General features: G+C 65.9%; 13 protein-coding genes and 2 tRNA genes. 9 read left to right on the top strand and 6 right to left on the bottom strand.

Going from position 1 to position 22,908, the window contains the following annotated elements:
- Window positions 1-93 precede the first annotated feature (93 nt).
- The gene (locus ASC58_RS14255; RefSeq protein ID WP_056919754.1) at window positions 94-2,013 is read left to right on the top strand and encodes a hypothetical protein; all 1,920 of its coding nucleotides are present in this window, start codon (window positions 94-96) and stop codon (window positions 2,011-2,013) included.
- A 108-nt stretch (window positions 2,014-2,121) separates the two neighbouring features.
- Here the strand turns inward: ASC58_RS14255 and ASC58_RS14250 are convergent, their stop codons facing one another.
- From ASC58_RS14250 to ASC58_RS14240, 3 genes are all read right to left on the bottom strand, one after another.
- Window positions 2,122-3,129, bottom strand: coding sequence for a LacI family DNA-binding transcriptional regulator (locus tag ASC58_RS14250; protein WP_235529241.1), 1,008 nt, complete (start codon window positions 3,127-3,129; stop codon window positions 2,122-2,124).
- Window positions 3,130-3,156: 27 nt separating this feature from the next.
- On the bottom strand, window positions 3,157-3,930 hold the full coding sequence (locus tag ASC58_RS14245; protein ID WP_056919752.1) for a matrixin family metalloprotease: 774 nt from the start codon (window positions 3,928-3,930) through the stop codon (window positions 3,157-3,159).
- Window positions 3,931-4,180: 250 nt separating this feature from the next.
- Window positions 4,181-5,059, bottom strand: coding sequence for a universal stress protein (locus ASC58_RS14240; RefSeq protein WP_056919848.1), 879 nt, complete (start codon window positions 5,057-5,059; stop codon window positions 4,181-4,183).
- A gap of 308 nt (window positions 5,060-5,367) precedes the next feature.
- Here ASC58_RS14240 and ASC58_RS14235 point away from each other — a divergent pair, with 308 nt between their 5' ends.
- Both ASC58_RS14235 and ASC58_RS14230 read left to right on the top strand, forming a co-directional pair.
- The gene (locus ASC58_RS14235; protein WP_056919751.1) at window positions 5,368-6,147 is read left to right on the top strand and encodes a hypothetical protein; all 780 of its coding nucleotides are present in this window, start codon (window positions 5,368-5,370) and stop codon (window positions 6,145-6,147) included.
- A gap of 118 nt (window positions 6,148-6,265) precedes the next feature.
- A tRNA-Arg gene (locus tag ASC58_RS14230) sits at window positions 6,266-6,341 on the top strand.
- Window positions 6,342-6,369: 28 nt separating this feature from the next.
- Here ASC58_RS14230 and ASC58_RS14225 read toward each other — a convergent pair.
- Window positions 6,370-7,506: a site-specific integrase gene (locus ASC58_RS14225; RefSeq protein ID WP_056919750.1), complete on the bottom strand. Its 1,137-nt coding sequence runs from the start codon at window positions 7,504-7,506 to the stop codon at window positions 6,370-6,372.
- Complete coding sequence (locus ASC58_RS21980; protein WP_369796238.1) at window positions 7,503-7,769, bottom strand: helix-turn-helix domain-containing protein; 267 nt, start codon at window positions 7,767-7,769, stop codon at window positions 7,503-7,505. Before ASC58_RS21980 ends, ASC58_RS14225 begins: the two co-directional genes overlap by 4 nt.
- A 346-nt stretch (window positions 7,770-8,115) precedes the next feature.
- Here ASC58_RS21980 and mobF point away from each other — a divergent pair, with 346 nt between their 5' ends.
- The 6 genes from mobF to ASC58_RS21110 all read left to right on the top strand — a co-directional run bounded on the left by mobF (window position 8,116) and on the right by ASC58_RS21110 (window position 21,446).
- Window positions 8,116-11,043 carry a MobF family relaxase gene (gene mobF, locus ASC58_RS14215; RefSeq protein ID WP_235529240.1) on the top strand — a complete coding sequence of 976 codons (2,928 nt, stop codon included), beginning with the start codon at window positions 8,116-8,118 and terminating at the stop codon, window positions 11,041-11,043.
- A gap of 174 nt (window positions 11,044-11,217) precedes the next feature.
- Window positions 11,218-14,277 carry a BPTD_3080 family restriction endonuclease gene (locus ASC58_RS14210; RefSeq protein ID WP_056919747.1) on the top strand — a complete coding sequence of 1,020 codons (3,060 nt, stop codon included), beginning with the start codon at window positions 11,218-11,220 and terminating at the stop codon, window positions 14,275-14,277.
- On the top strand, window positions 14,267-16,960 hold the full coding sequence (locus ASC58_RS14205; protein WP_056919746.1) for a site-specific DNA-methyltransferase: 2,694 nt from the start codon (window positions 14,267-14,269) through the stop codon (window positions 16,958-16,960). The genes ASC58_RS14210 and ASC58_RS14205 overlap by 11 nt, the downstream gene beginning before the upstream one ends.
- 208 nt (window positions 16,961-17,168) lie before the next feature.
- Window positions 17,169-18,491 (top strand): hypothetical protein, encoded by a 1,323-nt coding sequence (locus ASC58_RS14200; protein ID WP_157598517.1) that lies wholly within the window; start codon window positions 17,169-17,171, stop codon window positions 18,489-18,491.
- Between the two features lie 240 nt (window positions 18,492-18,731).
- Window positions 18,732-21,149 carry a hypothetical protein gene (locus ASC58_RS21115; RefSeq protein WP_157598516.1) on the top strand — a complete coding sequence of 806 codons (2,418 nt, stop codon included), beginning with the start codon at window positions 18,732-18,734 and terminating at the stop codon, window positions 21,147-21,149.
- A 188-nt stretch (window positions 21,150-21,337) separates the two neighbouring features.
- Window positions 21,338-21,446: transfer RNA gene (locus tag ASC58_RS21110), tRNA-Ser, on the top strand.
- A gap of 499 nt (window positions 21,447-21,945) precedes the next feature.
- Here the strand turns inward: ASC58_RS21110 and ASC58_RS14190 are convergent.
- Window positions 21,946-22,797: a hypothetical protein gene (locus ASC58_RS14190; RefSeq protein WP_056919743.1), complete on the bottom strand. Its 852-nt coding sequence runs from the start codon at window positions 22,795-22,797 to the stop codon at window positions 21,946-21,948.
- Between the last annotated feature and the right edge of the window lie 111 nt (window positions 22,798-22,908).

Here is a 22,908-nt window from a genome sequence, read left to right as displayed (position 1 = left end):
CTTCGAGGTGACACGATTCACCAACCCACCGGAAGAGCGCCGACGATGTCCTCGCCCCCCACCCCCAGACACCTCCCACCCCCCTCGGGGACGATGGCCCACCGCGGCACCGGAGCCCGCCGCTGGGTCGCCGTGGCTGCGACCGTGACGATGCTCGGAGCCCTGTCCGCGACCGCAGGTCCGTCCGCCGTCGCCGCGCCGGGCCAGGCGAAGCCGAAGGCCGGCCCCACCGACCCGGCCCTGCCACCCTCGGTGACCGTGTTCGACCCGAGCATGCCCGTGGCCACGATCCAGGCGGCGCTCGACAAGGCCGCGGCGACCCAGGTCGACAACGAGATGGGCAGCGAGCGCTACGCCTTCCTGTTCAAGCCGGGTACCTACGGCACCGACGCCCAGCCGCTGCAGGTCAAGGTCGGCTACTACACCGAGGTCGCCGGCCTGGGTGCCTCACCGACCGACGTGCGGATCAACGGCAAGATCGAGGTCTACAACCGTTGCCTCGGTGACGGTGGCACCAGCAACTGCATCGCCCTCAACAACTTCTGGCGCACCCTGTCCAACCTCTCGATCCGCGTCAACGCGGCCGGGCAGGACGGGTGCCGCGCCTCCGCCGACTTCTGGGCGGTGTCCCAGGCGGTGTCGATGCGCCGGCTCGACGTCAGCGGGGCGAACCTGTCGTTGATGGACTACTGCACCGCCGGACCGCAGTACGCCAGCGGAGGGTTCATCGCCGACTCGCGCCTCCCCCAGGTCATCAACGGTTCGCAGCAGCAGTGGCTGACCCGCAACAGCGAGATCGCCGGCTGGAGCAACGCCGTGTGGAACGCGACCTTCTCGGGGGTCGTGGGCGCACCGTCCGAGGCGGGCTTCCCGGACCCGGCGTACACGACGTTGGACCGCACGCCGGTGAGCCGCGAGAAGCCCTTCCTGTTCGTGGACGACCAGGGCCGGTATGCCGTGCGCGTCCCGTCCGCGCAGCGCGACAGCCGCGGCATCTCGTGGGGCTCCGGCCCCACCCCCGGCCGCACCATCCCCCTGCGCGACTTCTTCATCGCCCGCCCCGGGACCTCCGAGCAGGAGATCAACTCCCAGCTCGCCCGCGGCAAGCACCTGCTCCTCACCCCGGGCGTGTACGACGTGGACCGCACCATCGAGGTCAAGCGCGCCGACACCGTGGTGCTCGGCCTCGGTCACGCGACCCTCACGTCCGCCCGCGGCGCCGTGCCGGTCGAGGTGAAGGACGTCCCGGGGGTGGTCATCGCGGGGGTCACGGTCGACGCCGGTCTGGTCCAGTCGCAGGCGCTGATGCGGATCGGGTCGAAGCGCCACGACCACGGCGACTACGGCGACCGACCGAAGGCCGGCCGCCCCGCCGCGTCGAACCCGACCACGCTGTCCGACGTGTACTTCCGCGTCGGCGGTCCCCACGTCGGTCGGACCAAGGTCGCGCTCGAGATCAACAGTGACGACGTGCTCGTCGACCACACCTGGGTGTGGCGCGCCGACCACGGAACGGAAGGCTTCACCCGGGGGGTCAACGGCGACACCGACCGCTGGCGCACCAACACCGCGGCCAACGGCGTCGTCGTCAACGGTGACGATGTGACGACGACCGGCTTCTTCGTGGAGCACTTCCAGGAGCACAACGTCGTCTGGAACGGCGAGCGCGGCACGACGGTGTTCTTCCAGAACGAGCTGCCGTACGACCCGCCGACGCAGGCGGACTGGATGAACGGCCGCATCCCCGGCTGGTCGGCGTACAAGGTCTCCGACCGGGTGAAGCAGCACCGCCTCTTCGCCGGTGGCGCCTACGTGTTCAACCAGAACAACCCGTCGATCCACACGGAGAACGGGTTCGAGGTCCCGAGGACGCCCGGCGTGATGCTGCACCACGTCCTCACGGTCAACCTCGGCGCCGGCACCCTCGACCACGTGGTCAACGGGGTCGGGGCCGCCGTCGACACCACGCGGGTCGGGACGCCCGAGTACGTCGTGGACTACCCGGCGAAGTAGCCACTGCAGCAACGGGTTCGGGTGGGTCGGGTCGCTGTGGCGGCCCGGCCCACTGGCGTCAGCGGTCGGCGGTAGGTCCGTCCGACGCCTGCCGTCGGACACCGGACGTCAGACGGAGTCGCGGGCGACGACCTCAATGAGGTCGTCGCCCGTGGGCAGGCCTTCCTCGTCGCCACCCCGGAGCCCTTCGACGACGACGCCGGCGAGGTGGCGCGCCTGCACCTCCAGGGCCTGCGAGACGGTGGTGAGGGGCGGGACCGTGAAGGGGGCGGCGGGGCCGTCGTCGACACCGATCACCGCGAGGTCCCTCGGCGCCTGCAGGCCCTCGGCCCGCACGGCGGCCAGGACGGCGATGGCGACGTCGTCGTTGTAGGCCGCGACCGCTGTGGCGGCGGGGTCGGCGCTCCGCCAGCCACGCACCGCCGCGACCGCGGACTCGAGGGACGGGTCGACCGAGATCACCTGGGGCGCAGCCAGTCCCGCCTCGGCGCACTCGGCGCGGACACCCTCGAGGCGCAGCTCCACGAAGTGGGCGACGCGCGGGTCGGTCGCGGCGGCATACCCGATGACGCGGTGCCCGTGCTCGCGCAGGTGACGGGCCTGGAGGCGACCGATGCTGCGTTGGGAGGCCGTGAACAGGCCCGCCGCGCCGGGGTCGTCGAGCAGGGTCCCCAGGACCTGGACACCGGCTCGGCGCAACGCGTCGCGGTCGGCCGTCGCGAACGCCGTGAACCCCACGACCGCGCGTGGCGTCACGACCCGCAGCAGGTCGGTGAGGGGTCGCCCTCCCCGCTGGTGGTGGACGAGGAGGGACAGGCCACGTTCCGCGAGCTCACCCGCGAGGTGGTCGAGCAGCGAGTCGACGGCGGGCCCGAGGGGCCAGTCGGGCAGGACGTACAGCACCAGGTCGCTGCGGCCGGTCCGCAGCGTGCGGGCCGCGGCCGACGGCGTGTAGCCGAGGCGTTCGGCCGAGGCGCGGACGCGGGCCCGGGTCTGGTCGGAGATCGTCACACCCGGCGTGTCGTTGAGGACGTAGCTGACCGTCGTGCGTGAGACACCACTGTCCCGAGCGACGTCGGTGCTCGTCACAGATCGGGTCGGGGTGGAGGGGCGCACGACAGGAGGCTAACGCCGCGCCGTGCCCTAGCTGAGGTCGGTGAGCGGCATCCCGGAGGTGTTGATGCAGCCGGCGGGCTTGCCGAGCCGGTAGAGACCTCCCCGGTCGCCGGTGGCCATGCCGTTGGGCGAGACGCTGGAGATGCTGGGGTACATCTGCTGGGTGTTCGTCGTGACGTGGGCCAGGCCGAAGGCGTGGCCGAGCTCGTGCAGGACGACGTTGGTGCGGCGCAGGCCGGCGCCGAAGCCCGGCTTGGTCTGGCTGAGGATCTGCGGGGTGTCGAGGACGACGAACCCGCGCAGCGCGGCCGTCGTGTACGTCGTCGTGCCGCCGGACGTCCGCGAGACCCAGGCGGCGTACAGGCCGCCCTGGCCGAGGATGGAACCAGCCAGGCTGTAGTTCGTCTTGCTGGGGGTGGTGTAGGCGATGACGAGCTCGGCCGACTGCTTGGGCATCGACCCCGACTGCGGGACCTCGGTCGTGGACCCCTTGTAGGAGAACGTCATCCCCGTGTACGTGGCGATCCGGCTGACCGCGGTCTTCGTCTCCGCCAGCACGGTGGCGCGCTGGGCGGTGGGCACCGCGGCGAGGTTCGCCTTCCACGTCACGGCGGCCTGGCAGCCGTTCCAGCGCAGCGGCACCTTCGTGCCGTTGGGGAGCGTGAGGTAGGTGAACTTGTACGTCGCCGTCGCGCCCTCCGCGGACTGCGGCGTGGCGGTGGTGACCGCGGTGGCGAAGGCGAGCATGGCGGTGGCCGCGGTGATCGCGGCGAGGGCCTTGCGAGGGAGGGGGATGCGCACAGGGTGTCCTTCGACGAGGTCGAGCGCTCCGGGGGATTGAGTCGCTCTGCGGGCAACGCTAGACCTCGGCCCTGTCCGGTTCGCGCACTCGGGAGGCGTTTGGTCCGTTCGGTTGAGCGCGCGTCGACCAACGGACCGAGCCGTGCCCCGCGTTGCCTCCCTTGACCCGCCCTTGACCGAGATTCCGGTATGGCGCGTCGCCGCCCAGGTCGCGGCCGCGGCTGCGCCCCAACCCGCCGGGTCGCGGGGCTCAGCGGATGACCATCACCGGGCAGGATGCCTCGTGGATCACGGTGTGGCTCACCGAGCCGAGGAGGAGTCCGGCGAACCCGCCCCGCCCCCTGCTCCCCACGACGATCAGGCCTGCGTGCGCGCCCAGGTCCGCGAGCACGTGACCCGACTCCCCGAACAGGACCTCGGTCTCGATCTCGAGCCCTGGGTGCCGCTCGAGGGCACGCTCGCGAGCACCTTCCAGGATCGGTATGGCGTGCTCGCGGACGGCGTGCGAGTGCTCGGTCCCGGCCTTGGAGTCCTCGACGTAGGCCCATCCCTCGGGTGAGCGCAGCCGGCCGACGGTCACCAGTCGCAGGGTGGCGTCGGCTGTGGCAGCGAGCAGGGCTGCCGCGTTCACGGCGCGGTGCGAGGCCTCGCTGTCGTCGACGCCGACCACCACCGGGTGGTCCGGGTCGGGTTGGACCGTCGCCTCGCCCCGGACCACGACGACCGGGCACAGGGCGTGCGCGGCCACGGCATACGAGGCGGATCCGAGCAGGCCGGAGGCGATCCGGCCGCGCCCTCGCGACCCCACCACGACCACGTCGGCGTCCTTGGAGGCGCTGACCAGCTCAGCCGCTGCGGTGCCGAGGACGAGGACCCCGGTCACGAGCGACGGGGTGGTGACCGCCTGCGCCCGCTGGACGCCGCGGTCGAGGGTGGCCTGCGCGTCGTCGCGCACCTCGCTGGGCAGAGCGGCGACGGACATGATCGGAACGATGGGTACGGCCCCCATCTCCACGCAGTGGAGGACGGTCAGCCGCGAACCCTGTCGGCGCGAGGTGGCGGCGGCCCAGTCGAGGGCGACCTCCGATCCGGGCGTCCCGTCGTAGCCGACGAGGATGCGTGCATCCATGGAGTCCTCCTTGTCGAGGACCCGGTGGGCTGGTGCGCGCAGGGTGCGCAGGCCCACCGGGTCCCCACCATCGTCTTGGTCGCGCTCCAGGCAGGTCAGGGTCCAAGGTCCCGGTGCGCGACATGCTCCTTCCGCGCACCGGCTGGGCAGCGCGGTGGTCCAACACCCTCACCAAGCGATCGGGCCGCCGCTGACCTCGGAACGGATCCACCGCGGGTACGCCGAATGGTGCATCCGCACCTGCCCTGTCAGCGAGACCATCTCCACAGCAGCAGCGGACGCCCGTCCGGCGCGCAGGGGAGGCAGCCATGGACACGAAGGTCCTGACGGACGCCAGCGTCCGCACCCTCGTCGATCAGTACATCTCCGCACGCCGCGAGCTCGACGTGCTCCCGGATGCCCTCGAGAGGCAGATCGGCCTGGCCGCGTTGCGGGTGGAGTCGCAGCTGACCCTGGACCAGGCAGCGACGACCGCGAGAGTCGAGGGGCCGCAGATCTTGGCGCCGTTGCGCGACTTCGTCGACCACAACCGCGGCGGAGAGCAGCTGGAGAAGGCCTTGGCGAAGGCCGATGACAAGGCGGCCGCCGCTGCCGCCTCACTGTCGTCCTACGTGGCCACCGGCATCTTCACCGGGGTATGGGTGTGGCCGGCGATGGCGGGCGTGCTGGGATTCGCCCTGTCGCTGACCGGGACCTTGGAGGCCATGGGACAGGCAGTGTCCGGCGTCGCCTTCGTCGGTGGCGGCCTCTGGATGCTGGGACGTTTCGTCGCCGCGGCCAGCGAGAGCGCCGCCAATGCCGCGAACGGTTCGTGGACCTGGGCGCAGAGCCTCGGCACCACCGCCGAGCGCACCCTGTCCTCGGCGCGCGCAGAGCAACGACGGGTCTGGACCCAGATCGGCGGACGCGGCGCGAGCGACTCCCCCATTGCCACGAGGGTGAGGGGGTGGGCGCAGCTCGGGGTGGCCGCCCTCGTGATCGTCTCGGCGGTCGGCGTCATCGCCATGGGCATCGGCTTCGCGAAGGGATTCGCAGAGCGAACGACGCCACCGCCACTCCCCCGGACCACGTTCACCTTCACTCCCTGAGCGCCCGACGGCCGCCGGACGGCGATGCACTTCCCGCGTGGGCTAATCTTCCTGTCGCACAGTTCGTCACCTGCTCGCCAGGTGCCGAACCTGAACTCGCGGCACGCAGTCGCACCCCGCCCTCGTAGCTCAGGGGATAGAGCACCGCTCTCCTAAAGCGGGTGTCGGCAGTTCGAATCTGCCCGAGGGCACCACCACGTTTCCGCAGGTCAGAGGCCATTTTCACCCCTCGCCGGTGCTTCCCGAATCCGACGATTTCGGCCGCTGGGTGCCCGCTGGGTTCCCAAGAGCCTTGTTGACCCGGTCTAGGGCAGCCCGGTCCGCGTCCGTCCCCATCAGGTGCCCGTAAGTGTCGAGGGTCAGCTTCGCCGTCGAGTGACCGAGCCAGGACGACACCGTTTTGATGTCCACCCCGGCCGCGATCCACAGGGATGCCGCCGTGTGGCGCAGGTCGTGCGGACGCCTTCCGAGGCCTGTCGTGTTCCAGTGAATCTGTCGCCGCCAGTTCTGAGCGTGGAGGTATCCGCCCTCGGGCGCCGGGAAGAGCAAGTCGTTCGGTTCCTTGCCCTCCGCCGCCTCTATGACCACGGGCAGGACCAGCTCCGACAACGGCACCATCCGGGATCGACCGCTTTTGGTCGTGGACCGTTCGATGACCGCACCAGTCAGCCCGGACTGCGGGATGGATCGCTTGACCACGATCCCGGGATAGGGAACCGACACCACGTCTCGGACTCGGAGCCCACGCAGCTCACCGAACCGGAGACCGGTCAGAGCCAGGACCAACGTGATGTTGGCGCCCCCGGGCGACAGCTTGGCCTGAGTGTCGACCACATCAAGGAGTGCCGCGACCGTGAAGGGGTCGACCTCGACCACCTTCCCCGTCCTCGAGTCGGGGTGCGGCAGCGGCACGAGTTCGGCTGGGGACAGTTGCAGGCGTCGGGTGCGTACGGCGTAGCGGAACAACCCCCGCAGGGTCGTTCGCACCCGTGCGGCAGTCCTCACGGATCTCGAGACAGCTAGGCCGACGAGGAACCTCTCGACCAAGGGTGGTGTGACAGAGGAGATCGGGAGCTTCCCAAAGGCCGGCACGATGTGGACCCGCAGGGCGCTCTCGTCCGACTCCCACGCCCGCACCGACACCTGACCCTTCCTCGCTTCTCGAAACTCCTCCGCCAGCTCGCGCACGGTGATCCGACCGGCTGCGGGAGCGACGAACTCGCCAGAGTGCAGCAGCCGCTTCTGCTCGATTTCCCACCGCCCCGCATCGCCGCGACGATCGAAGGTCCGATCAGCCACGACACGGCTGCGGTACTTCACCTGGACCCGCCACTTGCCGTTGGGACGCTTGATGATCACGCCGGTTCCTTCTGCGACTCCAACCACGCCAGCAGGTCCTTCGGGGTCCAGAAGCAGCGCTTTCCGATCCTGATAGCCGGGGCAAACCGCCCGTGGTATCGCAGATGGTTCAGCGTTCCCACACTGATGTGGCACCACTCCGCGGCCTCGCTCGGGGTGAGGAGGACAGGAGCACGTACGCCGTCGTCGTCTTCCACGTTGATGGCGATCCCTTCTACCTGATGACGTGTAGCAACTTCATTTGACTCTCGTGACCTCTGCATGGCCATCCTCCGTTCCGGGTTGTGTGGACAACGCCCGCGCGGGGGCACCATGAGCGCGGGGCCGTGGACGGAGGGTTGCCAAACGTCTCCGGCCGGCTTGAAGCCACCTCCAGCCCCTCTGCCGCGACCTGCCCCCAACACCCCCACGCCCCATGCCGCCACGCCCCCAACGTCCTGGCGCTCCGCCTACTCCTCCACGCCCGCACTACCCCCGGCCGACGCGAACCGCTCGGCCTCCGCCTACCGCACCCAAGACGCACAACCTGACTGCTCCACACGTCTGGCACCAAGGTGGTCGGGGTGGTCGTCGATGGTGCCCCCGCGGCGACGTTGTCCGACTGTGACGATGTCGATCCGCCGGATGACGATGGGTACTGGGTACCGCTATCTGATGTCTTCGGTCGCGCGCAGCGACGAGGCCACCCGGGCGTCTGGGCTCACGGGCTACTACGCCGTGACGGGCACCCCGCCCGGCTGGTTCCTGGGGGCAGGCCTTGCCGGGCTCAGGGGCGGTGCGGGCGTCGAGCCGGGCTCGCAGGTCAGCGAGGAGCAGCTGTGGCGCATGCTGGGGATGCTGCAGGACCCGGTCACTGGTGAGCAGCTCGGGCGGCCGCCGACCGGGCAGGGGATGGTGTTCGTCGACCACCTGGGGCGGGTGCGCAAGGCGAAGCAGTCGGTGGCCGGGTTCGACCTGACCTTCTCCGCCCCGAAGAGCGTTTCGGTGGCGTGGGCGCTTGCGGACGAACCCACCCGGGCGCGCATTCAGGCGGCCCACCGGCGCGCGTTGCAAGCGGTCATCGCGTACGGGGAAGCTCAGGTGTTCGCGACCCGCACCGGGCACGCCGGGGCCATCTCAGAGGACGTGCGCGGGGTGGTGGCGACGGCTTTCGATCACTGGGATTCCCGCGCCGGCGACCCGCAGTTGCACACCCACGTGGTGGTGCTCAACCGGGTCCAGTCCGTGGTGGATGGCAAGTGGCGGACCTTGGACTCCAAGGCGTTGTTCCGGGCTGCGGTGGGCATGTCCGAGCTGTACAACGGGGTCCTCGCCGACGAGTTGACCCGGGACTTGGAGTGGGCCTGGGCGCCCGAGAGCCGGGCGCGGTCGGCGGAGCCCAAGTGGGAGGTCGACGGCGTCGGAAAGGAGCTGCGGGAGGAGTTCTCGCAGCGTTCGAGTGTGATCGAGCGGGCCAAGGACGAACTGGTCGAGGCGTTCGTCGCCTCCCACGGGCGGCAGCCAATCGCCCGCGAGGTGATCGCCTTGCGGCAGCAGGCGACCCTGGCCACGCGGGAGGTCAAGCAGGTCAAATCGCTGGCCGAGCTCGTCCGCAGCTGGCGCGCCCGCGCCCGGGACTTCATCGGCGACGACCAGCAGGCGTGGGTCGCCCACCTGGCCGGGGGACATACCCAGAAGCTCGTCACAGCCCGCGATCTGGGGGACGGGATCCTCGCCGACGCAGCCACGCTGGTGGTGGGCAAGGTCGCAGACAAGCGGTCCACGTTCACCCGGGCCAACCTGCTCGCCGAGGCGCACCGGCAACTACACGGGGTACGTTTCGCCACCCCGGCAGACCGCATCGATGTAGCCGAGCGCACCGCCACCCTGGCCGCCGACCGTGCGGTCATGCTCACCCCGGCAGAGGCCGTGCACGCCCCGGAGCATCTGCGCCGCCCGGACGGGTCGAGCATGCTGCGCGCCCGCAACAGCGAGGTCTATGCCACCCAGGAATTGCTCGACGCCGAGGCTCGCCTGCTCGCAGCCGGACAGGCCACCGACGCCCCCACCGTCACCACGTCTGTGGCGGCCAAGTTGGGCCGGATGCTCATGCCCGGCAAGGAGCATGTCCTGTCCCCGGAGCAGGCGCACGCGGTCGCCACCGTCGTCACCTCCGGGCGTCGCCTCGACGTGCTCGTCGGTGCAGCAGGCACTGGGAAGTCGACCACCATGGCAGGGGTACGGGCTGCCTGGGAAGCTGAACACGGGCCCGGATCGGTGGTCGGGCTGGCGCCATCCGCGGCCGCGGCGGAGGTCCTCGCCGACGCCGTGGGCGTCCCGACCGAGAACACCGCGAAGTGGATCAGCGAGCACCGTTCCCTCCCCGAACGGGAAGCGCGGCTGCGGGAGTATGCCGCGCGCCTGGCCGGCGCGTACCCCTCCCAAGCCACCCGGCAGCTGCAGCTTCAAGCGCGCGCTGAGCTGGCTGCCTATCGGCGTTGGGCGCTGCGCCGCGGGCAGCTGGTCATCGTGGATGAGGCGTCGATGGCCGCAACCAAGGACCTGGACCACATCACCGCTGCCGCCACCAAGGCGGGCGCGAAGGTGCTGCTCGTTGGGGACTGGGCCCAGTTGTCGCCGGTGCAGGCCGGGGGCGCGTTCAAGCTGCTCGCCGACGCCGCCGGGCAGGGCGTCGCGACGCTGCATGACGTGCGCCGGTTCCGACACGAGTGGGAGCGCGATGCGACGTTGCGGCTGCGAGTGGGCGACATCACCGTGGCGGAGGAGTATGCCGCGCACGGCCGGGTCGAGTCCGGTGCGCGCGCAGACATGCTTGACCTGCTGTTCGACGCGTGGCTGACCGACCAACGGGCCGGGAGGTCTTCGCTCATGGTGGCCGCCGACGCGGACACCGTCCACGAGCTCAACGCGCGCTCCCAGGCGTGGCGGCTGAATGCCGGAGAGGTCATGCAGGACGGGATTCGTTGCGGCGATGGGACGGTCGTCGGGGTTGGGGACGTGGTCGTAACTCGGCTCAACGTGCGCGCGCTAACCACCGGACACGGGTGGGTCAAGAACGGCGACGACTGGGTCGTCACCGCGAGCGGCACGGACGGGTCGCTCCGAGTTACTCGCCCCAGTAACGGTGCGGCTGCGGTGCTGCCGGCTGAATATGTTCGCGAGCACGTCGAACTGGGGTACGCCTCGACCGCACACAGGGCGCAGGGCCGAACCGTGGACACCGCTCACGCCTACGTCACCTCGACCACTCTGCGCGAACCGCTGTACGTGATGACGAGCAGGGGACGGGAAGCGAACCGACTCTACGTCGACACCGCGCACGAACCGGAGTCGGCGACAACGCATGGCGACGGCGAACACGTCGAGCCTCTCGAGGTCCTGCGGAAGGCCATCGCTAACAGCGGATCCGACCTCGCCGCCCACGAAGTCCGACGCCAGGAACGTGCCCGCCTAAGGCAGACCTTGCACACCACACAGAGGCTGATCCCTGCCCTCCACGACCCACCGGGACCGGACCAACTCGGGCGTGAGATCTGAACCCCAACCCTCCCGCCGCCCTCTGGCGGCGCCGGAGGGCGGCGGTCGGGCCGCAGGCGGCATTGAAAACGAACTGTCCGACGATTCGACCCACTTGAGGATGATCCGCCCACATGCTTCGACCACCCTTACTAGTCTGAGCCCCATGGATACGGGGACTGCTGGGGCGGGCGGATGACGTCGATCGATAACCCGATCCTCAATTCACCGTACGAGCAGCCGGACCGTTACTACGAGATCGACTCCCAGGGTCCTACCGGCGAAGTCAGGGAGGGTCGTCGACCAAGTGAGTCGTTCATCCCGATCGCCGTTTCCCGGAAGGGCCAGAAGGGCAAGGGCGACTCGGTCCAAGGGTCCTTCGACTTCGATGCCACTGGAGAGCGTCGAGAGAAGAACAGCCTGATCAACGACGTCCGGCGTGATGTGGCCAAATGGCGTCGTGGGGGCGAGTACGCCGGCGTGACACCGATCACCCGAAAGCTCCTTCAGTACTGGGCTGACCCTGAGCGAGAGAATCGAGTCATCTTCGCCCAGCGGGAGGCTGCCGAGACGGCGATTTTCCTCACCGAAGTCGCGGGTCGAACGCATGGGTATGCGGACTGGCGCCAGCGACTGGAGCCGCAGAACGATGTCCACAATGCCGGTCTGCCGCGAGCTGCCCTCAAGATGGCGACCGGCTCTGGCAAGACCGTCGTGATGGCGATGCTGATCGCGTGGCAGACCCTGAACAAGGTCCAATCGCCGCGGGACGCGCGATTCACAAACCGCTTCCTGATCGTCGCGCCGGGCATCACCATCCGGGACCGCCTCCGGGTGCTCTTGCCAGAGGACTCGGAGAACTATTACGACCTCCGTGACTTGATCCCTGCCGACCTCAAGGGCGGCTTGGAGCACGCCCGGATCGTGATCACCAACTACCACGCCTTCCAGCTCAAGGACGCCAAGGAGATCAAGGGCGTCGCCAAGAACACTCGCCTGCTGCTCAAGGGTGACAAGAAGGGTGACCCCTTCAAGGAGACGCCCCAGGCGATGGTGAGTCGTGTCCTGCGTGACCTCGGCACGGACAAGCAGCAGATCATCGTCTTCAACGATGAAGCCCACCACTGCTACATGGACAGGCCCCTCCCTGCCGGTGAAAAGGCCGCTAAGGAACAGGAGGCCGCCAACGACGAGGCCAGAGTCTGGTTCAAGGGCCTTCAGGCGGTCGCCAAGCACGTCGGTGTCAAGCAGATCCTTGACCTCTCGGCAACGCCGTTCTACCTCGCTGGCTCCGGCTACAACGAGGGCTACATCTTTCCCTGGACCGTCAGTGACTTCTCACTCATGGATGCGATCGAGGCCGGCATCGTGAAGGTGCCAAGGACCCCGGTCGATGACGACGCAGCCCACGAACTGGTGACATACCTGCGCCTCTGGGATTTCGTCGGCGAAGCCCTACCCAAACGCGCGGCAAAGGGAAACGTCGCCGGTTGGCTGCCTCCGCCCGAGCTCGAGGGTGCGCTCCGGAGCCTCCATCGCAGCTACGAGAAGGCCTTCACCCACTGGGAGACTGAGCTCGCACAGCATGGCGAGACTCCACCTGTCTTCATCGTCGTCTGTCCGAACACCGTCGTGAGCAAGCTGGTCTACGACTGGATTGCCGGCGAGGAGGTGGTCGAGGACGACGAGGTCATCGCCCACAAGCCCGGGAACCTGGAGCTGCTGAGCAACGTCCAGGACGGCGGGCCGCTCTCGCGGCCACGGACTGTCCTCATCGACTCGGCTCAGCTTGAGTCCGGCGAGGCCATGAAGGCCGACTTCAAACTCGCCGCTGGGCCGGAGATCGCCTCGTTCAAGGCCGAGTTCCGGCGCCGCAACCCCGGAGCGGACACTGACCAACTCACCGACGAGGATCTACTCCGCGAGGTGATGAACACCGTCGGCAAGAAGGGCAAGCTCGGGGAACAGATCCGCTGCGTCGTCAGCGTCTCTATGCTCACGGAGGGATGGGACGCCAACACCGTCACCCACATCCTCGGAGTCCGCGCGTTCCGCAGCCAGCTTCTGTGCGAGCAGGTTGTCGGCCGAGGCCTGCGACGACGGTCGTATGCCGTGAACGATCAGGGCTTCTTCGAGCCGGAGTACGCCAACGTCTACGGCATCCCGTTCCAGTTCATCTCCTCCGACAAGCCGATCAAGGACCCGCTGCCACCGAAGCCGGTCCAGCAAGTCGCGGCCATCGAGGGCCGAGAACACCTTCGCATCCAGTTCCCCAAGCTCACCGGTTACAGGGTCGAGCTCCCCGACGAGGACATCTGGCTCGACCTGGAGCAGGCGCCGGGCTTCGAGATCGGCCCGAACACCGTTCCGCGATGGGTAGAGATGCAGGGCGTAGTCGGTGCCGGCGAGCGTGAGCGTGGCGAGGACCGCGTTTACCGGTCTCAGGAGGTTGCCTTCGCCCTGGCAAAGCGAATCTTGGACACTCAGTTCAACACGGTTGATGACAAGCGTCCGTGGCTGTTCCCGAGGCTTTTCGGGATGTGCCGGGAATGGATAAACCAGAAGGTCCAGCTCGCCGAGGGTTACACGCTCGCTTACCTCATGACCATCACGGAGGCCCAGGTGGAAGCTGGCGAGCAGGTCTGGAACGCAATCACCCGTCAGGTCGGAAACCGCCGCGAGCGGCTTAGGCCCATGCTCAACCGGTTCGACCCGGAGGGCTCGACCGGCGACGTCGACTTTGACACCCGCAAGGCCACCGTGTCCACTGAGAAGTCCGAGGTCTCTCACGTCACCCTCGACGGCAAGGACGGCAACACCTGGGAACAGCTTCTCGCCTCTGAGCTCGAGCTGAACAGGAATGTTGAGGCCTACGCGAAGAACGACCACCTCGGATTCAGCATCCCCTACGTCCACAAGGGCCGCACTCACTCCTACGTGCCGGACTTCCTCGCGCGTCTCCAGCCTCTCGACGGCGATGACCTGGCGCGGACACTGGTCATCGAGGTGTCCGGCAGTCAGAAGAGCCCCGGTCCCACCACTGCCAAGGCCACAACCGCACGCGACTCTTGGTGCGCCTCGGTGAACAACCACGGAGGCTTCGGGCGCTGGGGGTACATCGAGATGACCAACCCCCTCGACTTCAAGACCCAGCTGGCCGAGGCGATCCAGCTCTTGTACGACGACGCGCCGATCATCGGCGACCCGGACCTACTCGACTTCAATGAAGACGTAAGGAGCGCCCGTGGCGCGTAAGACTTCCAAGGGCCCAACCCCAGTTGACGCGATCAAGCACGGCGACAAGCGGACGAACATCCCCACCGCCGATGCGCACGAGTTCGTTGATCCCTCGATCGAAGAGGTTCGCCAAACGCGCTACGCACGGGACGAGAGCCTCGACCCTCAACTGGTCTGGCGAGGCAAGTACCCGGCGGCTGACGATCTCGAGGACTTTGACAGCGACCTCGTTACCGACGCCCCACCGATCTACATCCAGGAGAAGATCGACCCACGCGTCCTGATTGAGAACCTCCGCCCCACGGCGGCCAAGGCTGAGGACGAGCCAGAACTGAGCCTCTTTGACTCTTTCGACGGCCTCAACGAGCTCGACCAGGTCGACTTCTACAAACACGACGCGAACTGGTCGAATCGCATGATCCTTGGCGACTCGCTCCAGGTCATGGCCTCACTCGCCGAACGAGAGATGCTCCGCGGCAAAGTCCAGATGGTCTATATCGACCCGCCTTATGGCATCAAGTTCGGGTCGAATTGGCAGGTATCTGCGCGCAACCGTACTGTCCGAGATGGGCGGTTGGAGGATACGGCGCGCGAGGCTGAGCAGATTAGAGCGTTCCGCGACACGTGGGAACTTGGGATCCATTCATACCTGGCCTACCTACGTGACCGATTGCTCGCTGCCCGGGATCTGCTGACCGAATCCGGCTCCTGCTTCGTTCAGATCGGCGATGAGAACGTGCATCTCGTCCGATCGCTCCTTGACGAGGTCTTTGGCAGGGAGAACTTCGTAAGTCAGATCTCGGTGGACAAGACATCTTCATCGTCGATGGGATACATCGACGGTGTTGCTGACTACGTCCTTTGGTATGGCAAGGACTTCGAACGTACGAAGTATCGACCCCTGTTCACGCTCAAGAGCGAACGAAGTCTGCGCTTCCTGGAGTTGGCGGACGGCACGAGGAGATCTGCAACGAAGGCCGAACGTGATGACATGTCACGCGCGCCAATGGGTGCACGCTGGTACGAGGTCGGGGACATCACTAGCCAAACCGACTCCTCACAAGCGCGTTACGACATTGAGTTCGATGGCGCTGTCTTCAAGGTCGGCAAGCGAAACTGGGCCACGCCGCGTTCCGGCATGGAGCGCGCAATCGCCGCTGGGCGGGTGCAACGCCGGGGAGCAAGCATTGGCTTCGTGCGGTTCGCTGACGACTTCCCTGCGATCCCCCTCCGCAACAACTGGACGGACACCGGCACCGGCTCGTTCACGGACGAGAAGATCTACGTGGTCCAGACAGGGAACAAGGTCGTCGAGCGTTGCCTGCTGATGTGCACCGATCCGGGCGACTTGGTGATCGATCCGACATGTGGCAGCGGCACGACGGCATATGTCAGTGAGCAGTGGGGTCGTCGTTGGATCACCGTCGATACGTCTCGCGTCGCCCTAGCGCTGGCGCGCCAGCGAGTGATGGGAGCCCGATACCCGTGGTATCTCCTTTCAGACACGCGTGAGGGTTATGCCAAGGAGCAGCTACTCACGGCCAATGTGCTGCCTCGCCAGGACTTCAAAGGCGACATCCGCCAAGGCTTCGTCTATGACCGCGTCCAGCGGATCACCTTGAAGTCGATCGCAAACAACCCCGACATCAGGGAGGGGATGTCTCGAGCTGAGATCGAAGCTGCTGTCAAGCGCCACGCCGACTTCGAGTTGCTCTATGACAGGCCTTTCGAGGATGCCAAAAAGGTCCGGGTTGCCGGCCCGTTCACCGTCGAGTCGCTCAGCCCGCACCGGTCGCTAGCATTCGCCGGCGGACCCGCGACCGAGTCCCTCGCTGAGACCGAGGCCGCCAAGGAGGCCGGCGCGCTTAACTTCGAGCAGTCGATCCTGGATAACCTCGCCAAGGCTGGCATTCAGAACGGGCGACGTCAGGAGCGGATCACCTTCGCCTCCCTCGAGACGTATGCGGGCGATTACATCCAGGCGGTCGGGCAGCGGTCAGGTGACATAGAGAGCGAAGCGCCGACTCGCGTCGCAATCGCTATCGGCCCCCAGTATGGAACCGTCAGCCCGGCATACGTGAAGAAGGCCGCACGTGAGGCGATCAACGCTGAGGACGTTGACCTGCTGTGCGTATTGGGGTTTGCCTTCGACGCACAAGTAACGGGCGTGACCGAAGATGACGGCGTCACGGTGGAAGCATCGGACGAAGGTTTCGCCAATGTCGCAGGTGCGCGGAAGCTCGGCCGCATCCCGGTCCTAATGGTGCGGATGAACGCCGATCTTCTGATGGGCGAGGAGCTCAAGAAGACCGGTGCCGGCAACCTCTTCACCGTTTTCGGCGAGCCCGATATCGAGATCGAGGGCACGGTCGACGGCTATGTGGTGAACCTCAATGGCGTCGACGTATACGACCCGACGACCGGAGAGGTCCGTAGCAACGACACCAGCCGCATCGCTCTCTGGATGATCGACACGGACTACAACGAGGAGTCCTTCTTCGTCCGCCACTGCTACTTCACGGGCGACAACGACCCCTATAAGAGGCTGAAGACTGCGCTGAAGGCAGACATCGACGTGGACGCCTGGGACTCGCTCTATCAGACCACTTCCCGCCCGTTCCCGAAGCCGGAGGCCGGCAAGATCGCAGTGAAGGTCATCAACGACTACGGCGACGAAGTCATGAAGGTCTTCGAGGTCTGAGACGTGACCACCGCGCAACCAAAGTCTGGGCCAAAAGGCAGGGCGGCCGGGAGCGATGTCTGGCGCGATGGTGGCCGTGATTTCGAAGCCTGACGGGACTACGCGGACCAAAACGTATTCAATGACCTCCAAAGGTCATGGGACGGACAAGCTTGAGGGGAATTGACTAGTGGCGCGAATCCCGATCCAAGGCGGCGACTCTGGTCCCGTGGAGGTAACTGACACTCACCGAGCAACGTCTGGCGAGATCATGGAGCAACTCGCTCGCGAGGTTTCTTCGTCACGGCGAGTGGCTCGAGCGCTCGATGTGCACATCGGCCACTATCAGCACACGGGCATGCTTAATCCACTGCTTTATGGCTTCTGGATCCTTCCCGTGCTTCCGGGCCTCGAGAACCCTCCGACAATCCCAGGGCTCGAGGACCTTGGCGGAACACCTTGGGCAGTTGAGCACATGCACGATTGGGCGCCTCCTGCCGAGATGACGCGCCTACTAGAGGGCGATGGCATTCGATTGCAGTCCCCGAATGAAAGTTCACCCGACTCGCCATCCGTATGGGCCTGCGTCCTGAACAACTCGATCGAGGCGCAGGTCGAATCCACCTTGGTCTCGTTGGCCATGCTCATCGCTCGGCAGGAGCTTGTCGTCAAGATGAGAGAGGGCGAGATCATAACCCTGCCTGACCGAGCGGGCCGGGTCGATGAGGACACCACCAAAGATATCGGTGATGATGTGCGCCTCAATGGCTGGAGAAGCGCCGCTCGTGCGATTCGTGCACGGGCAGAGGCCGCAGACTGCTCACTCCATGTCGAGTATCGCGCTCCCCTGATGGAAGGGGAAACCGCCCGTGATCGCATGCTCTTAGCCCGCCATGTGTACAACACGCTCCCTGGCGCAAGGGGCACGGTCGATCGTGTGGTTGAGATGCTCAGCCAAGGTTGGTCCATCACCGGAGCTGGTGACGAACGCAGCCTCCAGCGCGGTCGCGACATGCTCGAGGGTCTGGGCATCTCCTATCTACTGGCGCACGTATCCAGAGATGCCATGGTTTGCGGTGTCGGGGCCCTGTCGCTCGGTAACATTCCGCTCGAAGACCCTTGGCTGATCCGCCCGGAAGACATCAGCAGTGTCTCCGATGATGGTGACAGTGTCTTTCGTCGCAACGGTGATTCGATCGAACGCGTTCAACCCGTTCTGGCGCTCTCAGGAGCGGCACAGGTGGACTCTCGGGTCGGACTCAGCCTCTTGGAGCCCCTGGTGGTGAACGCTGCAAACCGAGATCTGTATTTGAGAATCCTTCTGAGCGCTCGAGTCGTACAAAAAGTTCAGCAGCGCCTCCCCGATCAGGTCCGCCAATGGGCCGAGGAGACCACCCCCATGGCCACGCGGCAGCTCACGACCCTGGCCAATACGGCCGAGGGCACCTTCAACCCGGCCATCTTTCGACTGTCGAAATTACCCGGAATGATCTATAGCGAGGGCCACGAACTCATGCACCCGTCGGCCTTCCGGGTCACCGTCGGCCGATGAACGGCAGGTGAGCGGATGCCTCCGTCTGGGCACCAGCAGATCGTTGACGCAGCCCTACGCACGCCTCGCTGGCGACCGGCATGGGTCGCACGTTCGTGGCCTAGCGCGCTAGACCTTGCGGCCCGCGGGCGCAAGTACTCGGCCAAGAGGGCATTGCGCCTCCTTGGGTCGATCCACCCGACTGCGATCCGCTACCTGCGAGCCAGGAGGTGTCTCTCCTATGCTCTGGCACGGCTGGTCGTGGCCAGCGGCATCCTCCCCAATATCGACAACCACCGTGTCCAAGGGTGGGTCTCGAGCCCGGGCCTCGCGGCGAAAATCCTGACATCTGGCGAGCACCAGCAGGGCTCAACAGGCTCACTTGTAGACGAGGTCGCCAGCCTTCCACGTGAACTGCGCCGTCTTGGCGCCCTTTGGCTCGCTCAGCAATCTCGTGTGAGTGATGAACTGCCGCTCGTCGTGTACCAAGGTTTGGCGTTAGACGGTCCAGCAGTTCTTGGCAACGAACGAACTGCTCTGCTCCTTGTTCAAGTCCCACGTGTCGCCACCGGACTCGCCGAACCTCAAGCCTTGGCCCTGCTCAAACCCCTATGGTCCCTGGCATCCGCTGCACCGGATCCTTATGACCCGGTTTCCCACAGATCCAGCGCGGCAACCGCCCTGATTCACCTCATCTCAAGTCGACCGGAGGCGGAGGCGAAGTTCGTCCGGGACTACGTCGACACGAGTCTCCCTCGGAGAGACCTCGCTCTCGATCTCTTGGCGCGAAGCATTCGCACTCGAGGTTCCAAGAGCAGTGAATCGATCGTTCGATTGCTTTCACAGCTCACCCTCAGCGCAGAAGAGCAAACCCGCTTCGCCTCCTCGGCGGACGTCGCTCAACGGACTGATCCTGCGCGGCAGCACAGAACGAGTCGCGTGTCGGGCACGTTGCTGGGCGCGTTGATAGGTCGAGCCTGGCTCGCACTCGTCATTGGTTTGGCCCCCATGACACTGATTGGCGTTCTGCTTGCGCGGCATCTCGACATGCGTTCGCCGTTTCCTAGCGCGTGGACCGAGCTGCTTCAGAGTCTCCCGTTATCCGGTATCGCCCCCGAGGCAGCGCTTGCCGTCATCGCGCTCATAGCCACCATCAACGTCTTTACGGTGCAGCTATCGACCACGCGCCTGCCTGCCACCGTCGCGCGAGTCTCAGGTCAGCCCTGGCAACTTGCCGCAGCCTACTCGGCAGCCATCACATTGCTCGGTACGACAGTCGTGTCCTTCGTCCCCGTTCCGCGGTACTGGCACCTCCTGGAAATTGGATATACGACCGGCGCCCTCGTTTGGCTCGCGACGGCACTGGTCAGGATCTTCCGGCGCACCGACGCGCAAGAAGCTTGCCGAGTGTATGTGGGCCGGAACATCCGACGTTGGAATCGTGCGGGCCGTGAGTTCGGAAGGACCCAATGGCATGCGGTGCAGCTTTCGCGGGCCATTGAGGCTCTTCCTTTTGCGGGCGCCAGTAGCCAACGCGAGATGATCGGCCACGATCTCCGGACAGTCGATGCCGACACCCGCGGCATCTTCCTTCCCTCTCGCAAACGTCTGCGCAAGGTCCTCGCCCGTCCAGAGTTCGAGGAAGGGGCATACCTCCAATTTCCCGTAGGTTTCGGGCAGGTGGTTTCTCTGGGCCGGGCCCTCGCAGTCCTCCGCCTTCCCTCGCCCATCCCTAGAAGCGGGCACGCGCTAACTCGGGAACTGATCAACTGCCTCCAGCCCATTGAGGCGGGAAATGTGGAGGACGTGAGCACACAGGCCATCACGCTCGCCGCATTCGCGCTCCGAGCTGCTGAGGACGGTGATTCGCGCCTGGCCGAAAACATCGCGGGCCATGCATCCACCATCGTTACCTCACATTTGGCTTGCATACAGCGCTCCAGGGAGACGTGTCGAGGTCGCTATGGGGGGCCGTCGCCCGAGTCAGGATCACAATCCCCACCCATGTTTCCGGTCACGCCGGTGCTGATCGACATGATTGGCATGCTCATCAACAGCGCAGCCAAGTCCGAGCGAGTGTGCGACACGGCGGAATCCCTGCTTGTTAGGTGCCTAAATGCCGCGGGCCCCTCGGAGCATGCAGCTGTGATTTTGGTATCGCTCATCAGCGACACCACGCCGGATATCGAACCAAGCCGACTGTGCAACTGGCTCCGATTCGCGGGCCTCAGCGCCTTACGCCACGACAGTCCCCATGAACTCCAATCCGTTGCTGGCCAACTGGCGACCCTGGCTGCGCAGGCGACATTCACGCCCGATGCCCTTCGTGGGGTGGCGGCTCTATCGGCCGCGACCTCTCGTCTAAGACCAAAGCAGTTCTCCACCGTTTGGGACGAGTTCGTCAAGGCGAGCCTTAGCTCTCAGGACGCGAAAGTGTTAGTTCAGTATCCAATGTATGTTGGAGCCGCCGCCTTGCTCGCCGGGAACTCCTCGGCGGCCTTGACGTGTGCACGCACCCTAGATGCTCCTGCCAAGCGGAGCATGGTCATGAAGTTGACGGACTACGATCACGTGGCCGTCGAAGCAACCGTTGCCGAACTGTCAGGGATCGACTTGGGAGAGGTCGCGACAACAACGCTGGAGCGATTCAGAGACTTCTTGGCCGTCGTAAAGTCGTGACCCACCGTCGCTTCTGGTGCGTTGGCAGCGAGTCGGCGCTGGGTCGCAACTGGCGGCGCGCTAAACGGCCGAGTGTCTGCGGAACTCCTCGCCAACAGCTGTCAGCGATGCGGGTTCAGTCGAAGGACGAACCAGTCCACAAGGCGAACTGACGCGTCGGCCAGTTCCAGGGCGCGCTGTGGACCGATGCCCTCATTGAGACCGTGCGCAATCTTGTTGCAATGGAACTCAGAGCTCGGATCACACCCGGGCTCGCTCCTAAAGCGGGTGCCGCCGGTTCGAATCCGGCCGAGGGCACTTCAGCGGACACCGTTGGGCATCAATGGGAGCCATCTGGGCCTTCAGGTGTTGAGGAGGCGATCGCGGGGCGGAAAGCGGTATCAACGTCGAAGGCGGTCCGCGCGCGGAGGTCCCGCCCGCCCACACGATCATTGTCCTAGCAATCGCCGTGAGGACCCGCAACATGATCAAGCTCGAGTAGGTCGCTGCCACAGAATGCACACAGATCGGCCGATGCCTGAGGGTGCGTCCTTACGCCCACTAGGGGCGACCCACTCCGCCCACTAGGGGCGCCCCATCGCCACCCGTAGGCCTCGTCTCCGCCTCAGAGGCAGCGGTGGATACTCGGCGCCGGCGTCGCCCATTCGGGGCTATCGAGCCCGATGGGCGATCGTTTGGTTCAGTCACCGGCATGAGGGCATCGACCAACCCCCGATTCGTTCCTATTCGCGCGGCCGAGCGCAAATAGGAGGGAGCTGCGGGCAGGGAACTCTCCGACCGCGAAATACACCGAGTCCTACTCGAAGTCGGCCAGGTCTCGACCCCGGAAGTCCCATGGAACGACGCTCAACGCTTCGGGTGAACTGGGGTCGTGCACCCAGCCGTGCACCTCCTCCTTCGGAGGGTTCGTCCGGAATTCGTATCCCACATCCATGCCGCCTGCATAGTACTCGGGGCGCGATGTAAAGAACGCTCTAGTACTCAGTCTGTCGACGCTTGTGGAAGCCAGGACCACCGCGAACTTGCCATCGACGGGAGTCGTGAGGCCTTGATCGTCGTAGATCTGTACGCGGCTCGAGACAACGCGATGAGTCTCATGGGGTGATGAGTTGATTAGTCCCAACACGGTTAGACCTTGATCAACCAAGCGTCTCATCGACTCGTCCGAAATCGATCGATCACCTGCGATTGCGGCATCGAGCAAGATCGAGAAGATCAGGGTTGAGGCGAGCCGGTCAAGATCCCACCCCACACTCTGAGCCACGATGTGAAGGCGTCGCCAAGACGGCGCGTCCTTCTGGACGGCCTCCTGCCAATTGCTCTCAATCGCTAGTCGTCGTACGCTCCGGTCGATCTCGCGCCCAAGTGCGATCAGTGCGGTTCGAGGGTCTTTGCCGGCGAGCCGGAAGATCTCCTTTTCGATGGGCCTCGGGACCGCTTCTGGCCTCGCCGAGTTAAGAGGTATGGATCCGATCAGCACCTGTGAACTGTCGAGCGCACTCGCGATGAACTCATTGCCGGCGACGCTTATCCTTGTCATCCGTTGAGCGAAGGCGCGTAATGGCTTGTAGAAGATCGCGGCCAGAGCCAACACGACGACTGGCCAAGCAAGGGCTGAGGCAAGGTCTATGGCTTGATCGGCGTCCATAAGTGGATCGTGTCATGTCAAGCCGTGGCAGCGCGGGCACGCCCGTGGGGGTGCGCGTTCACCGCCGATCTCAAGTGGCATTGTGGACGACGGGAACCTCGACGCTGGTAC

Source organism: Phycicoccus sp. Root101, from assembly GCF_001426245.1.
GTDB lineage: Bacteria > Actinomycetota > Actinomycetes > Actinomycetales > Dermatophilaceae > Pedococcus.
Note: the sequence above shows the minus strand (reverse complement) of the source record. Positions and strands in the feature narration are given on the sequence as shown.

Coding starts and splice junctions, on each gene's coding strand:
- ASC58_RS14255 (WP_056919754.1), top strand. CDS start 94: ATGGCCCACCGCGGCACCGGAGCCCGCCGCTGGGTCGCCGTGGCTGCG.
- ASC58_RS14240 (WP_056919848.1), bottom strand. CDS start 5,059: ATGGATGCACGCATCCTCGTCGGCTACGACGGGACGCCCGGATCGGAG.
- ASC58_RS14235 (WP_056919751.1), top strand. CDS start 5,368: ATGGACACGAAGGTCCTGACGGACGCCAGCGTCCGCACCCTCGTCGAT.
- ASC58_RS21980 (WP_369796238.1), bottom strand. CDS start 7,769: ATGCAGAGGTCACGAGAGTCAAATGAAGTTGCTACACGTCATCAGGTA.
- mobF (WP_235529240.1), top strand. CDS start 8,116: ATGTCGATCCGCCGGATGACGATGGGTACTGGGTACCGCTATCTGATG.
- ASC58_RS14210 (WP_056919747.1), top strand. CDS start 11,218: ATGACGTCGATCGATAACCCGATCCTCAATTCACCGTACGAGCAGCCG.
- ASC58_RS14190 (WP_056919743.1), bottom strand. CDS start 22,797: ATGGACGCCGATCAAGCCATAGACCTTGCCTCAGCCCTTGCTTGGCCA.